Genomic DNA, 14,266 nt, shown 5'->3' with positions numbered 1-14,266 from the left:
CTACCGGCCCCTTGTGGACCCCGCCTCCATCAATAAAATGTCACACACCACACAAGGGAGTCCTCATGGTCCACGCGCAAGTCCCCGTGCACCGCGCCCACCCCTGGCACGGGATCATGGTCGCCACCGCCCTCCCCTTCCGCGCGGACGGCTCCGTCGACCACGACGCCTACGCGCGGCACGTGGGACGGCTCGTCGCCGAAGGCTGCGACGGGGTCGTCCCGAACGGCTCCCTCGGCGAGTACCAGACCCTCACCGACGCCGAGCGCGCCCAGGTCGTCCGTACCGCCGTCGAGGCGGCCGGCGACGGGGCCCGCGTCATGCCGGGCGTCTCCGCCTACGGCAGCGCCGAGGCCCGTCGTTGGGCCGAGCAGGCCGCCGAGGCCGGTGCCGGCTCCGTCCTGCTCCTGCCGCCCAACGCCTACCGGGCCGACGAGCGCTCCGTACGCGCCCACTACGCCGAGGTCGCCCGGGCCGGTCTGCCCGTCGTCGCGTACAACAACCCCTTCGACACCAAGGTCGACCTCACCCCCGGCCTCCTCGCCCGGCTCCACGCCGACGGCAGCATCGTCGCCGTCAAGGAGTTCAGCGGCGACGTCCGCCGCGCCTACGAGCTCGCCGAACTCGCCCCCGGCCTCGACCTCCTCGTCGGCGCCGACGACGTCCTCCTCGAACTCGCCCTCGCCGGCGCGGTCGGCTGGATCGCCGGCTTCCCCAACGCCCTCCCGCGCGCCTGCGCCAGCCTCTACCGGGCCGCCGTCGCCGGCGACCTCGCCGTCGCGCTGCCGCTCTACCGCTCCCTGCACCCGCTCTTCCGCTGGGACTCGAAGATCGAGTTCGTCCAGGCGATCAAGCTGTCCATGGACCTCGCCGGCCACGCCGGGGGCGCCACCCGGCAGCCCCGGCTCCCGCTGACGCCCGAACAGGAGGCCGTCGTGCGCGCCGCCACCGAGAAGGTCCTCGCCGAGGGCCACGCGTAGAGCCCGAGCCCGTCACTCACCGACCCGAAGGGGAACCCATGCGTACCCGCCACGTCTTCCACGCGGTGGACTCCCACACCGAAGGCATGCCCACCCGCGTCATCACCGGCGGCCTCGGCGTCATCCCCGGTGCCACGATGGCCGAGAAGCGGCTCCACTTCGCCGAGCACCTCGACCACGTCCGCACCCTCCTGATGTACGAGCCGCGCGGTCACGCGGCGATGAGCGGCGCGATCCTCCAGCCGCCCACCCGCCCGGACGCCGACTACGGCGTCCTCTACATCGAGGTGTCCGGCCTGCTCCCGATGTGCGGCCACGGCACCATCGGCGTCGCCACCGTCCTCGTCGAGACGGGCATGGTCCCGGTCGTCGAACCGGTCACCACCGTCCGCCTCGACACCCCGGCGGGACTCGTCGGCGTCGACGTCCGCGTCGAGGACGGCCGGGCGTGCTCCGTCACCCTCACCAACGTGCCCGCCTTCTCCGTCGGACTCGACCTCAAGGTCGACGTGCCCGGACACGGCACGGTCACCTACGACCTCGCGTACGGCGGCAACTTCTACGCCTTCGTCGACCTCGACGCCCTGGGCCTGCCGTTCGACCGCGCCCACAAGGAGGAGCTGCTCGCTGCCGGGCTCGCCGTCATGGACGCGGTCAACGCCGGCCCCGACCGGCCCGTCCACCCCGAGAACCCGGCCTTCGCCGGCGTCAAGCACGTCTATCTGACCGCGCCCGGCTCCGACGCGACCCGCTCGCGGCACGCCATGGCCATCCACCCGGGCTGGTTCGACCGCTCCCCGTGCGGTACGGGCACCAGCGCCCGCATGGCCCAGCTGCACGCCCGGGGACTCCTCGCCCCGCACACCGACTTCGTCAACGAGTCCTTCATCGGAACCGAGTTCACCGGCCGGATCGTCGGCGAGACGACCGTCGGCGGACTGCCCGCCGTCGTCCCGACCGTCACCGGCCGCGCCTGGATCACCGGCACCGCCCAGTACTTCCTCGACCCCGACGACCCGTTCCCCGCCGGATTCCTGCTCTGAGCCCCGTACCGGCGGCCGGAGAAACGTGACATTGTACGATGCTCCCCCGTGACTTCTCGGAGGACGCACGATGGGTGACCTGAAACAGTACGGTCTCGTCAGGGCGCAGGAACGGCTCCGCGACCAGGTCGGCCACGCCCTTCGTGCCGCCCTGATCGCCGGGGAACTGCGCCCCGGCCAGGTCTACTCGGCCCCCGGACTCGCCGCCGACCTCGGCGTCTCCGCGACCCCGGTCCGCGAGGCCATGCTCGACCTGGCCCGGGAGGGCCTGGTCGAGCCCGTCCGCAACAAGGGCTTCCGCATCACCGAGGTCAGCGAACGGGACCTCGACCAGTACACCGAGCTCCGCACCCTCATCGAGGTCCCCACCATCGGCCGGGTCACCCGCAGGGCCACCCGGGAGCAGCTGGAGGAGCTGCGCCCGGTCGCCGAGGAGATCGTCTCCCGCGCCCGCGAGCACGACCTCATCGGCTATCTGGAGGCGGACCGCCGCTTCCACCTCGCGCTGCTCGCCCTCTCCGGGAACGAGCGGCTCGTCGAGACCGTCGGCGAGCTGCGCAAACGCTCCCGGCTCTACGGCCTGACCGGCCTCGACGAGGCCGGCAAGCTGGTCTCCTCCGCCGAGGAGCACGTCGAACTCCTCGACCTGATGATCGCCGGGGACGCGCCGGCCGCCGAGGCGTGCATGAGCCGGCACCTGGGTCATGTGCGCTCCCTGTGGGCGGACCCGGACGCCGACGCGGGTGACGCCTAGGGTCCAGACACCCTCGGCGTAGGTGGGCGGGGGGTGCGGCTGCCGGTGACGCCTGGGGGCTAGGCACCCTCCGGCGGGACGATCTCCCGCTTGAGGACCTTCCCCGTCGGGCCCTTCGGCAGGCTGTCCGTGAGCCAGATCCGGCGCGGGTACTTGTACGGGGCGAGCCGCTCCCGCACGTGCGCGCGCAGCTCGGCGGGGGAGACCCGGCCGCCGGGCCGCAGGACGACCGCGGCGGCGACCTCCTGTCCGTGCACCGGGTGCGGGACGCCGAGGACGGCGGCCTCCGCCACGCACGGGTGAAGGTGGAGGACCTCCTCCACCTCCCGCGGGTACACGTTGAACCCGCCCCGGATCACCACGTCCTTGAGCCGGTCGACCACCCGGAAGTCACCGGACGCGTCCCGGGTCCCGAGGTCGCCGGTGTGCAGCCAGCCGTCCCGTACCGTCTCGGCGGTGGCCTCCGGCCGGCGCCAGTACCCCTTCATGACGTTGTGACCGCGGATCACGAGCTCGCCGACCTCGCCGTCGGGGACCTCCTTCCCGTCCCGGTCCACCACGCGCATCTCCACGCCGTCGACGGGGATGCCGATCGTGCCGGGCAGGCGCGGCCGGTCGATCCGGTTCACGCAGGCCAGCGGGGACGACTCCGACAGCCCGTACCCCTCGAGTACCGCGCAGCCGAACTCGGACTCGAAGCCCGTGAGGACCGCCACCGGGAGCGGCGAGCCGCCGCACAGACAGACCCGCAGCGACGACACGTCGTGGAGCGCGCGGTCCGGGTGACGCAGCAGCAGCCCGTACATCGTGGGGACGCCGAGGAAGACCGTGACCCGGTCCCGGGCGACGAGCGCGAGGGCGCCCGCCGGGTCGAAGCGGGCCATGAGGGTCAGACAGGCGCCCACGGCCACCGCCGAGTTGAGCCCCATCACCTGCCCGAAGGAGTGGAACAGCGGCAGCCCGCCGAAGACCACGTCCGCCGGGCCGAGCCCCAGGACGCGCACTCCTTCGTCGACGTTGCGCCGGATGTTGCGGTGGGTGAGCTCGGCGCCCTTCGGCGCCCCGGTCGTGCCGGAGGTGTAGAGCACGACCGCCGTGTCCTCGGGGGTGCGCGTCGCCGCCCGCACGCGCGCGTGGTCCGCCAACAGCGCGGTGAACGTCTCCGGTTCGACCCCGAGGTGCGGGACCCCCGCGAGCCGGGCGCCCTCGGCGGCCTCCTCGCCGTCCCGGTGCCAGGCGAGGAGCAGCGCCGCCTCCGCGTCCGCCAGACAGTGCCGGACCTCGCCCGCGCGCAGCAGCGGGTTGAGCGGGACGACGATCGCGCCCGCCCGCAGGATGCCGTAGTAGAGCACGGCGAACTGCGTGCTGTTCGGGAGCATCAGCGCGACCCGGTCGCCGGGCCCCACCCCGCGCGCGTGGAGCAGCGCGGCGGCCCGGTCCGCGAGCTCGTCGAGCACGCCGTACGTCAGCGCGTCGGCACCGAGCCGCAGCGCGGTCCGTCCGGGATGCGCGGCCGCGCTCCGGGCCAGGAGTGCGGGGACGGTGCCGTCGTCGACGCTCATCAGAGGTGCTCCTTCGGGGCCGTACGGTACGGAGGGGGAGGTACGGGACGGGGGACGGCGACCGCGGTGAGCACCAGGCCCTCGCGGACGAGCCAGCGACCGGGCAGCACGCGGGGGAGCGGGTACGGCCCCGCCGGCGCGGGCACCAGAAGCCGCGCCACGAACCGGCCGGCGGCGCGCGGGTAGGGGCGGGGGTACGGGTGCACCTCGGCGTCCTCGAAGCCGAGCCGGTCACCGCCGTACCCGCTCCAGGCCTTGTAGACGGACTCCTTGGCGCTGAACAGGAGCCGGTCCCAGGCGATGTCCGGACACCGGGCGGCCAGTTCGCGCAGCCGCGCCTCCTCCGGGCCGAACACCACCGCCTCGCGGACCCCGGACGGCAGCGGCGCGTGCGGTTCGGCGTCGATGCCGAGGGCCAGGAGGTGGGCCGACCGCGCCACGGCCGCGCCCCGGTATCCCGCGCAGTGCGTGATGCTGCCGACGGTGCCCACGGGCCACGCGGGCGCCCCGCGCCGCCCCCGCAGGAGCGGGCCGGCGGCGACCCCGAGTTCGGCGAGCGCCCGATGAGCACAGCGCCGCCCCGCCGCGAACTCGAGCCGCCTGCCGGACACGGCGCGCGCCATCAGGGCCTCTTCCTCGGCGAAGAGCCAGAGGGGGGCGGGCTCGGCGCGGGGTCGGGGGACGCGGGTCGACGCACCTGCCTCGGGGAGGCCGGGCGCCTCGCCGGCCTTGGGGACGCGGGTCGACGGGTTCGGCTCGGGGACGCGGGTCGACGGGCCGCCGCGCGCTTCGGGGACGAGGGTCGGCGTGCCCGCCCCGGGGACGCGGGTCGACGCGCCGCCGCCGGCGTCTGGGACGCCGGCCGACGTGCCCGTCTCGGGGACGGCGGTTGGCTCGCCCGCCTCGGTCTCCTCGGCCCAGCGCACCCCGCCGGGCAGCACCGCGCCGAGCAGGGTCGGCTCCTCGCGTCGCCCGCTCAAGCCCGCGCACCCGACGGGGCGCCGCCACGGCCTCCGGCCGGGGCGGGTGGGGTGGTGCCGGGTCCGGCCGGGGCCGCCGGGCTCGTCGGAGCGGTGGGTACCGTCGCCGCGCCCTGTCGCGCGCCCGCGTCCTCCGGCCCGCCCGTCGGCGGGAAGTCCGCCCACGTCGCGATTCGTTCGGCCAGGCCCCCGTTGTGCCGGATCCAGCGGAAGTGGTCCAGCTGCCGGCCGCCGGCCTCCGACGTCCGGTAGCTCCACCGGCTGATCCGCGCCGCGGGCAGCTTCGCGCACAGGTGGTCCACCGCCCCGGGCGGTGCGAGGGCGTCGCCCTCCACGTCGACCGCGAGCACGGGCAGGTCCACCGCCCCCAGCGCCTCCTCGTAGTCGGCGACGGCGCCCACGGCCCCGTACCGCCCTGTCCTCATCTGCCGGGCCCAGTCCCGCATCACGCCCACCGACTCGCGCCCGCCGAAGCCGAACCGGTGGCCCGGCCAGTAGCCGAGCAGCTCCGCTCCGACCACGCACAGCAGGCTCCGTACGAGCCACCGCGCGCCGGGCCGGGGATCCGCCCCCGTACCGAGCGCGCGCCACCAGGCCGAACCGCTCGCCACCAGGACGACCCCCGCCAGGCGAGGTCGGAACAGACCGCAGTGCACCAGGCCGAGCTGGCCGCCGAGGCTGTGCCCCAGGAGCAGCCTCGGCGCCTCGGGGAACGCGCGCTCGACCGCGTCGAGGACCGTGCCGATGTCGTGCTCGACGAGCTCGCGGTAGCCGAACCGCACCCCGCGCGCCGGCACCGGGGTGCTCTCGCCGTGGCCCCGCAGGTCCGTCGTCACCACCGTCGCGCCCCGCCGGTGCAGCGCCCGCGCCAGAGGCGTGTAGTGCCGGGCTGCGGTGCCCATCGCGGGCAGGACGACCACGACCGGGGCGGCGGGCTCGGGGCGGGCGTGGACGCGGACCACGAGCCTTGCGCCGTCCGGGGCGGTGAGCTCGGCCAGTACGGGGAAGGGGGACGTCTTCATGGGCCTTCAGGGTGTTCGGGGCCCACAGGGTGTTCGGGACCCTCGGAGCGTTCGGAGCCGGCGGGGTGTTCGGGACCCTCGGGGTCTTCCGCGCTAGCGTCCGCCAGGCTCCAGCCGATCACGCCCGCGCCCCACGTGACGCCCGCGCCGAACGCGGCCACCCCCAGCAGGCCCTTCGGGCCGAGGCGGCCCTCCTGCCAGGCCTGGTGGAGGGCGAGGGGGATGGACGCGGAGGAGGTGTTGGCGACCCGGTCGACGTTGAGGTAAAGCCGCTCCGGCGGGACGCCGAGCTCCTTGCCCACCGCCCGGACGATGCGCGCGTTCGCCTGGTGGGCGACGAACAGGTCGACGTCCTCGGCGGTCAGCTCCTGCCGCGCCAGGACCTCCCGCGCCGCCTCGCTCATCCTCTCCACGGCCTGCACGAAGATCTCGGGACCGTCCATCCGCAGCTTCCGGTCGTACCGGTCGGCGTACAGGAGCGGGATGAGCTCCCCGTCCGAACCGAGCCGGAACGCGGGTTCGGGAGCGCCGCCCATGTCCACGTCCGCGAGGACCACCGCCCCGGCGCCGTCGCCGAGCAGGACCGCCGTCGACCGGTCCTCCCGGTCGGTGATCCGGGTCAGCGCCTCGGCGCCGCAGACCAGGACGGTGCTCGCCCGGCCCGACTCGATCAGGGCGACGGCGTGGTCGAGGGCGTACACGAACCCGGCGCAGGCCGCGTGCAGATCGAACGCGGGGGCCCGGTCCGCCCCGAGCCGGGCGGCCACCTCCACGGCGAGCCCCGGGGTGGTCCGGTCGGGGGTCGTGGTCGCCACGACGACATGCCCCACGTCGCGCGCGGTGCGTCCCGACCGGGCCAGCGCGGTACGGGAGGCGGCGAGCGCGAGATCGGCGAGGTGGCCGTCCTCCGGGAGGAAGTGGCGCTGCCGGATGCCGGTCCGCTTGACGATCCACTCGTCGGAGGAGCCGATGGCCGCGAAGTGGCTGTTGGGCACGGCACGTTCGGGCAGGGCGGAGCCGATGCCGACGATCGCCGCGGTCATGAGCGGTCCTCCTTGCCGGCGCGGGGCGGGGCGCCGATGCCCGGGGGTTCGCCGACGGCGCCGACCCCCATGCGGACGGCGTGCATCCCGCCGTCCGCGTGCACGATCTCCCCGGTGACGGTGGCCGCCAGGTCGGAGAGCAGGAACAGCACGGGGCCGACCAGCCGGGCCGGATCCGCGCGGCTCCAGCCGAGCGGCGCCTCCTGCTCCCAGCGGTCGGCGATCCGGTCGAAGGTGCTGATGGCCCGCCCGGCCACGGTCTCGACCGGGCCGGCGGCGACGAGGTTGACGCGGATGCCGGAGTGCCCCAGATAGAGCGCGAGGTAGCGGCAGACCGCGCCGAGCGTGGCCTTGCCGACCCCCATCCAGTCGTATCCCGGCCAGGCCCCGGACGAGTCGAAGTCGAGGCCGACGACACTGCCCCGCGCCGCGCCCGCGCCGCCGCCCTCGTGCAGCAGCGGCGCGAGCGCGGTGGTCAGCGAGTGCAGCGAGAAGGCCGCCGTGCGCAGGGCGAGCGTCGCGCTCTCGACGGGGGTGGTGAGGAAGTTGCCGCTGAGCGCGGACCGCGGGGCGGCGGCGATCGCGTGCAGGACGCCGTCGACCGCGCCCCAGCGGCGCTCCAGCTCCTTGGTGAGCGCGTCGAGGTCCTCGGGGCGCGTCACGTCGAGTTCCAGGACGTCGGCCGGGTACGGGAGGCCGGAGGCCGCCGCCTCAGTGATCCGGCGGGTCCGCCCGAACCCCGTCAGCAGGACCTCCGCGCCCGCCTCCTGGAGCGCCCGCGCCGTGTGCCAGGCGATGGAGTCGTCGTTGAGGACACCGGTCACCAGATAGCGGCGCCCCGAGAAGCCGAGCAGGTCGGGGATGCCGTGCGGTTCGCGGGAGGCGCGCATCAGGACCGTCCTTCCACGGCCAGGACCAGGGCCGCGTTGTGTCCGCCGAAACCGAAGGAGGTGGAGAGCCCGAACAACCGGCCCCCACGCGCGCGCGTGGTGAGCTTTCGCGCCGTACGCACGAGGTCGAGCCGGCCCAGCGCCGGGTCCGGACCGCTCAGCCCCGCCGTCGCGGGCGCGACGCCGTGCCGCAGCGCCTGGAGGGTGGCGATGGCCTCGACCGCGCCCGCAGCCCCGAAGAGGTGCCCGAGGGCGCCCTTGGAGGAGGACAGGGGCAGCTCGGCGAGGACTTCGGCCCCAAGGGCCTGCCGCAGGGCCTCGCACTCCAGGCGGTCGTTGAGGGCCGTGCCGGTGCCGTGCGCGTTCACGTACGCCAGCTCGGCGGGCGCCACCGAGGCCTCCCGGAGGGCGAGCGAGACCGCCCGGCCCGCCGGCCCGCCGCCGGGGTCGGGCGCGGTGACGTGGTGGGCGTCGGAGGTCGCCCCGTACCCCCGTACGACTCCGAGGACCTCGGCCCCGCGCCGGGCGGCACCCTCCGCCGTCTCCAGGACGAGGATCCCGGCGCCCTCGCCGATCACGAAGCCGTCGCGGTCCCGGTCGAAGGGGCGCGCGGAGCCGCTCGGCGAGAGCGCGCCGGCGTTGGCGAACGCGGCCGCCACCAGATCGGAGGAGGCGGCCTCCGCTCCGCCCACGACGACGGCGTCGGCCGCCCCGGCGGCAAGCAGCCGCATCCCCGTGCCGACGGCCTGCGCGCCGCTGCTGCACGCGGACGCGACGCAGAGGCTCTCGCCCCGGAAGCCGTGCCGCATGGAGAGGTGGGCGGCGGCCGCGTTGGCCATCATCTGCGGGACCATCAGCGGCGACACGAACCCGGCGCCCTCCCTCTCGTACACCTCCCGCTGCGCCTCGAAGGAGCTCGTACCGCCGAGGCCGCAGCCGATGACGCAGGCGACGCGCTCGGACGGCCAGGGGGCCGGTCCGCCGTCCCGCTTCCCGGCCTGCGTCAGGGCCTCCTCGGCCGCCACCAGGGCCAGCTGCGTGAACCGGTCGGTGCGGCGCACCAGGTTCCGCGGCAGATGGTCGGCGGCGGTGAAGTCCGCCTGCCGCACGGCCGGATGGCCGCCGGGGGCCGGGGCCGCCGCGTCCCCGGCGACGGCGCGTTCGTGGAGCACGCCGGCGCCGACGCCGAACGGGGTGACCGCGCCGAAGCCCGTGACGACGACCTCACGGACCCGCAGAGGATCACTCAACTCCGGCCTTCTCGTAGCACAGTTCGAGGATCTGGCCGACGGTGTCGATGCCGTCGAAGTCCTTCGTGCGGACCGGCACGCCCAGGTCCCGCTTGACCGACTGGGCGAGCTCGACCATGTCGAGCGAGTCGATCTCCAGGTCGTCGAGCGCGGCCCCGGGCAGGACGTCGGCGGCGTCGACGCCGAGCTCGACGAGGGCGTCGGTGATGAACTGCTCGATGGTGGCGCGGTCCAGTGTCTCGGACATGACTCTCCCGTGCGGTGTTCGGACGGCCGGATGAGGGGACGCGGTGCGGTCTGGGCGGCCGGGTGAGGGGACGCGGTGCGGTGTGCGGGTGGCCGGATCAGCGGACGCGGTGCGGGGACGCGGTGCGGTCAGGGGGTGAGCTTCGATGCGTGGTACGGGGACCAGTGCCACTGGCGCCAGTAGCTCTCCGCGATGTCCACCCACTCCTCCAGGCGTGCGGCGCTGTCCAGGAAGCGGGAGGCGCTGACCACCAGCCAGCTGTAGACGGCCTGGCTGTCGCGGCAGCCGCCGCACTCCCCGGACGTGCAGCAGAACTGCAGCGACTCGTAGTCGGCGCCCCAGGCGGCGAAGCCCGGGATCACCGGATTGCCGTTGGCCACCCGCTCCTCGTGGTCGGGGTGGTCGACGCTGAGGCTCGGGCAGACGTCGTACCCGAAGCGCGCGCCCCAGTGCGAGGTGCCGGTGACGAGGCTGCGGATGAAGTACGGGTGGCTGACCACGGCCTCCGGGTACGCCTCCTTGACCCGCAGGGCCTCGTCGAGGACGCGACGCTCGTTCTCGATCCGCAGCGGGTTGTCGGTGCCGTGCTCGCTGTAGAAGTTGAAGGTGACGATGTTGCCGTTCTCGGCGATCTTGCGCACGGTCGGTTCGAGGTACGGAAGGCCGTCCTCGGAGAGCGCGAAGATGAACAGGACCCGCGGGTCGTCCTTGTAGTGCGAGAGCGCCGTGTCGAACAGGCCGGTGAACTTGGAGCCGTTGACCCGGATGGCCCGCAGGTCGTCGTCGAGCGGCCCGCCGCCGAAGATGCTGACGGCCACGGCGATGTGCTCGAAGCCCTGCACGGGCATGGGACGCAGACCGTTGGTCGAGATCGTGATGTACGGAAGCTCCTCGACGAAGGCCTCCACCCGGCGCAGCACCAGCGTCGGCTCACCGCCGATCAGGGTGGCCTGATTGACCCCCTCGTCCCGCAGCCGGCGGGCGAAGGTGCGGATCTTGTCCAGGTCGGACAGCTCGCGCACGGCGGTGTCGAAGCCGCCCTCGAAGTACCAGCAGCCCTTGCAGCGGATGTTGCAGGTGTTGGTGAGGTGGACCTCGCAGGAGCGCACCTCCCTGCCGAGACGGCGCAAGCGGTGCAGGCGCTCGGCGAGATCGGGACGTTCGGCCAGGAGGGCGGCGGTGCGCTCCTTCGCCTCGCGGCGGCCGAGCGGGCGCGGGGTGATGGTGACGGGGGTGGCCATGGGGGTGCGGACTCCTCGGTCGGACTGCTGCTCGGCGTGTCTCTCGCGTGCTCTGGCCGTACGGGGCTCCTCGCCCTGCGGGGTACGGGGCCTCTCGTCCTGCGTGGCACCGGTCTTCTCGTCCTGCGCGGTACCGGTCTCCTCGCCCTGCGGGGTGCGGGGCTCCTCGCCCTGCGAAGTACCGGTCTTCTCGTCCTGCGAGGTGCCGGCTACTCGGGGACCTTCAGGCCGAGGCCCTCGATCCGCGGGGTGACCTTCGCGCGCCAGATGTCGCGCGCCTCCCCGTTCGTGGTCTGCCGGAGACCGAAACGGACCGCGAGCTTCGACCGCTCCGAACGCGCGCTCCCGAAGATCCGGTTGAATCCCGGCCACAATCGGTCCAGCCCCTGCTGGAGTTCCTCGCGGCCCTCCTCGGTGCGGGCGAGATTCCGGCAGACCCGCGCGCCGTGCGCGATGTGCACCTTCTCGTCGAGAATGATCGTGCGCACCGCCTCGGCCCAGGGCTTGTAACTGCTCTGCGCGAATTCGGAGATCATCACCATCGCGGTCTCCTCGCCGATGTACGAGAAGATGCCGCGCTCGGCCCAGGTGGTGCAGGTGTGGAACTCGTGGCCGGCGAAGAGATCACGGTCGACCAGCCGCTGCTGCTCCATGTACCCGGTGTCCACGCCGATGTCGGCCAGGATCCGCTTGCCGATCTTGTAGTGGTCGTACTCCTCGACGGCGCGCTCGGCGCACACCTGCCGCTCCTCGGCGTTCGGCGCGAGCGGCAGGAACACCTGGATGTAGTCGTCGGCGCCGGACAGCTCGCCCTCGGTGTTGACGATCATTCCCCGCACGGCGATCTCGCGGTAGTCCTCGGGCATGGCGAGGAATTCCTCGGGGGTGCGGACGACGACTGTCTCGTCGACGGGAATGGAAGATGCCATGGTGATCCACTCGCCTCGCTCGTTCGACTTCGACCCGAAAGACCGCCGCCCTCGCGGCGGAGACCGCGGACGCCGCGCCGGAGACCGCGAACGTCGTTCTTCGGACCGCGGACATCACGGTGGAGAACGCGGACATCACGGTCGAGAACGCGGACATCACGGTGGTGGAGCGTTCGAACGCTATCCACGGGACGGCCGGTCCATCAATGACACCGAGGACCGGAATGGCCGATTTCCCCGAGCCGTTCACGCCGTACGGAGAACCGGATCAAGAACCCTTCGCGGCGCGTCGGACAAGGCGGAGCGAGATCGTCCCGACCTTTCTCTCCGGTGTCGACCAGCGAGAAAGGCAGGGGAGGGCGATCATCCGAATTCGCCGCCCGCGGCCGGATTTCCACGGTCCGCAGAGTGGCCGGATCAGACCCGAATCAGGCCTGGAATTCACCTTGCGAGAGCCCCGAAGAGTGTCAACTCGGCCACGCCGGGCGGGAATCGAACGACCTGGACACCGTCTTGAATCTCTATATGCTGGCGCCATGCTTTCTGCCGCCTCCGCGCCCGCGAACGCCACCCCCTCCCCCTCCTCCACCCCCACCGCGCCCGCGCCGGCCACCGCCTCCCGGCTGGCCAACGTCGGCTCGTCGCCGGTACGGGAGATCCTGGCGCTCACGGCACGGCCCGAGGTGATCTCGTTCGCCGGAGGCCTGCCCGCCCCCGAGCTGTTCGACATCGCCGGGATCCGCGCGGCCTACGACCGGGTCCTCACGGAGAACCCGCAGGCGGCCCTCCAGTACTCGACGACCGAGGGCGACCCCGAGCTGCGCGCCGCCATCGCCGCCCGGCTCACCGCGCGCGAACTGCCCACGGACGCCGACGACCTGCTCGTCACCACCGGCTCGCAGCAGGCGCTCACGCTCCTCACCACCGCCCTCGTCGAACCCGGCAGCGTGGTCCTCGTCGAGGACCCCTGCTACCTCGCCGCCCTGCAGACCTTCGGCTTCGCGGGCGCCCGCGTCGTGCCGGTGCCCACCGACGACCAGGGCATCCTCCCGGAGGCGCTGGAGGAGATCGCGGCCCGCGAGAAGGCCACCCTCCTCTACATCGTCCCCACCTTCCAGAACCCCACCGGCCGCACGCTCCCCGCCGAGCGCCGCCACGCCGTCGCCGAGGCCGCCGCGCGGCACGGGTTCTGGATCGTCGAGGACGACCCGTACGGCGAGCTGCGCTACGACGGCGAGCGCGTCCCCGCCATCGCCGCCGACCCCGTGGCCGCCGACCGCACCGTCCTGCTCGGCTCCTTCTCCAAGGTGATGGCCCCCGGCCTCCGCCTCGGCTACCTGCGCGCCCCCGCCGGGCTGCGCCGCGCCTGCGTGATCGCCAAGCAGGCCGCCGACCTGCACACCTCGACCATCGACCAGGCCGCCGCCGCGCGCTATCTGCGCGACAGCGACCTCGACGCGCACGTCGCGGTGATGCGCGCCGCCTACCAGGAGCGCCGGGACGCGATGCTCGAGGGCCTGCCGGCCGCACTGCCCGAGGGCAGCCGCTGGAACAGGCCGGAGGGCGGCATGTTCATCTGGGTGACCCTGCCCGCGGGCCACGACGCGACGGCCCTCCTGAGGACCGCCGTCGGCCACGAGGTGGCGTACGTTCCGGGGGCACCGTTCTTCTGCGGCGAACCCGACCCGGCCGCGATGCGGCTGTCGTTCACGACGCACTCGGCCGACGAGATCGGGGAGGGGCTCCGCCGGCTGGCGAAGAGCTTCGTCCGATGAGGGACGCCGGGGGCCCGATACGGCAGGTGGACGTTCCGGCTCCGGCCGCCTCCTCCGTGGCTTCCGGCACGCTGTCGCCGGACGAGCTCAACGCGCTCGTCCAGCGGCAGTTCCCGGACTACGCGGCCTGCCGCGTCACCGACGCGAGCGGGACGCACCTGCTCATGGAGGCGGACGGCGCCCGGCTCCGTACCCGGCCCGGCGGCACGATCTCCGGTCCCGAACAGGCCGGTCTCGTCGACCTCGCCGCCTTCCTCCTGATCAACGCCCGGCTCGGCCGCGTCACTCCGATGGCGCTCACCACCTCGCTCCAGATCAGCTACCTCAACCGCCCCCGGCCCGGGCTGCTCCGCACCCACGCGCGCATGGCCAAGTTCGGCCGCCGCCTCTGCGTGGTCCTCGCCGAACTCAGCGACGAGGCAGGCGATCTGGCGGCCTCCGCCACCGTGACGTACTCCGTCCCGCCTGCGGACGCGGCCCGGCGCAGCGGCTGACACCGGGCCGTCCGCCGACCGCCACCCGGCCATCACCTCGTGTCGTTGTTGGGCCG

The 14,266-nt window shown here is 73.8% G+C and carries 14 protein-coding genes; 5 read left to right on the top strand and 9 right to left on the bottom strand.

Annotated features, from left to right (window positions below):
• Positions 1–65 precede the first annotated feature (65 nt).
• From ABT041_RS24355 to ABT041_RS24345, 3 genes are all read left to right on the top strand, one after another.
• Positions 66–980: a dihydrodipicolinate synthase family protein gene (locus tag ABT041_RS24355; protein ID WP_351187745.1), complete on the top strand. Its 915-nt coding sequence runs from the start codon at positions 66–68 to the stop codon at positions 978–980.
• Positions 981–1,018: 38 nt separating this feature from the next.
• Positions 1,019–2,023 (top strand): proline racemase family protein, encoded by a 1,005-nt coding sequence (locus ABT041_RS24350; RefSeq protein WP_351187743.1) that lies wholly within the window; start codon positions 1,019–1,021, stop codon positions 2,021–2,023.
• Between the two features lie 70 nt (positions 2,024–2,093).
• Positions 2,094–2,777: a GntR family transcriptional regulator gene (locus tag ABT041_RS24345; protein WP_351187741.1), complete on the top strand. Its 684-nt coding sequence runs from the start codon at positions 2,094–2,096 to the stop codon at positions 2,775–2,777.
• 59 nt (positions 2,778–2,836) lie between these two features.
• Here ABT041_RS24345 and ABT041_RS24340 read toward each other — a convergent pair whose 3' ends face one another.
• The 9 genes from ABT041_RS24340 to ABT041_RS24300 form a co-directional block, all read right to left on the bottom strand.
• Positions 2,837–4,339 carry a long-chain-fatty-acid--CoA ligase gene (locus ABT041_RS24340; RefSeq protein ID WP_351187739.1) on the bottom strand — a complete coding sequence of 501 codons (1,503 nt, stop codon included), beginning with the start codon at positions 4,337–4,339 and terminating at the stop codon, positions 2,837–2,839.
• Positions 4,339–5,319, bottom strand: coding sequence for a 4'-phosphopantetheinyl transferase family protein (locus tag ABT041_RS24335; RefSeq protein WP_351187737.1), 981 nt, complete (start codon positions 5,317–5,319; stop codon positions 4,339–4,341). Before ABT041_RS24335 ends, ABT041_RS24340 begins: the two co-directional genes overlap by 1 nt.
• Entirely contained in the window at positions 5,316–6,341 is a 1,026-nt protein-coding gene (locus tag ABT041_RS24330) for an alpha/beta hydrolase family protein (protein WP_351187735.1), read from the bottom strand. Before ABT041_RS24330 ends, ABT041_RS24335 begins: the two co-directional genes overlap by 4 nt.
• Positions 6,338–7,384, bottom strand: coding sequence for a beta-ketoacyl-ACP synthase III (locus tag ABT041_RS24325; RefSeq protein ID WP_351187733.1), 1,047 nt, complete (start codon positions 7,382–7,384; stop codon positions 6,338–6,340). Before ABT041_RS24325 ends, ABT041_RS24330 begins: the two co-directional genes overlap by 4 nt.
• Positions 7,381–8,274, bottom strand: a complete 894-nt coding sequence (gene fabI, locus ABT041_RS24320; protein ID WP_351187731.1) for an enoyl-ACP reductase FabI — start codon at positions 8,272–8,274, stop codon at positions 7,381–7,383. Before fabI ends, ABT041_RS24325 begins: the two co-directional genes overlap by 4 nt.
• Entirely contained in the window at positions 8,274–9,524 is a 1,251-nt protein-coding gene (locus ABT041_RS24315) for a beta-ketoacyl-[acyl-carrier-protein] synthase family protein (RefSeq protein ID WP_351187729.1), read from the bottom strand. The genes fabI and ABT041_RS24315 overlap by 1 nt, the downstream gene beginning before the upstream one ends.
• Positions 9,517–9,771, bottom strand: a complete 255-nt coding sequence (locus tag ABT041_RS24310; RefSeq protein ID WP_189806097.1) for an acyl carrier protein — start codon at positions 9,769–9,771, stop codon at positions 9,517–9,519. Before ABT041_RS24310 ends, ABT041_RS24315 begins: the two co-directional genes overlap by 8 nt.
• Positions 9,772–9,899: 128 nt before the next feature.
• Positions 9,900–11,012 (bottom strand): radical SAM protein, encoded by a 1,113-nt coding sequence (locus tag ABT041_RS24305; RefSeq protein ID WP_351187727.1) that lies wholly within the window; start codon positions 11,010–11,012, stop codon positions 9,900–9,902.
• 209 nt (positions 11,013–11,221) lie between these two features.
• Positions 11,222–11,941 carry a Phenylacetic acid catabolic protein gene (locus ABT041_RS24300; protein WP_351187725.1) on the bottom strand — a complete coding sequence of 240 codons (720 nt, stop codon included), beginning with the start codon at positions 11,939–11,941 and terminating at the stop codon, positions 11,222–11,224.
• Between the two features lie 536 nt (positions 11,942–12,477).
• On the opposite strand from ABT041_RS24300, the gene ABT041_RS24295 reads away from it, so the two are divergent.
• Together ABT041_RS24295 and ABT041_RS24290 are read left to right on the top strand one after the other, a co-directional pair.
• Positions 12,478–13,716 carry an aminotransferase-like domain-containing protein gene (locus ABT041_RS24295; RefSeq protein WP_351187723.1) on the top strand — a complete coding sequence of 413 codons (1,239 nt, stop codon included), beginning with the start codon at positions 12,478–12,480 and terminating at the stop codon, positions 13,714–13,716.
• Positions 13,713–14,210, top strand: a complete 498-nt coding sequence (locus ABT041_RS24290; RefSeq protein ID WP_351187721.1) for a PaaI family thioesterase — start codon at positions 13,713–13,715, stop codon at positions 14,208–14,210. The genes ABT041_RS24295 and ABT041_RS24290 overlap by 4 nt, the downstream gene beginning before the upstream one ends.
• Positions 14,211–14,266: the final 56 nt, after the last annotated feature.

Source organism: Streptomyces sp. NPDC002825, from assembly GCF_040295385.1.
In the GTDB taxonomy this organism is placed as follows: domain Bacteria; phylum Actinomycetota; class Actinomycetes; order Streptomycetales; family Streptomycetaceae; genus Streptomyces.
Note: the sequence above shows the minus strand (reverse complement) of the source record. Positions and strands in the feature narration are given on the sequence as shown.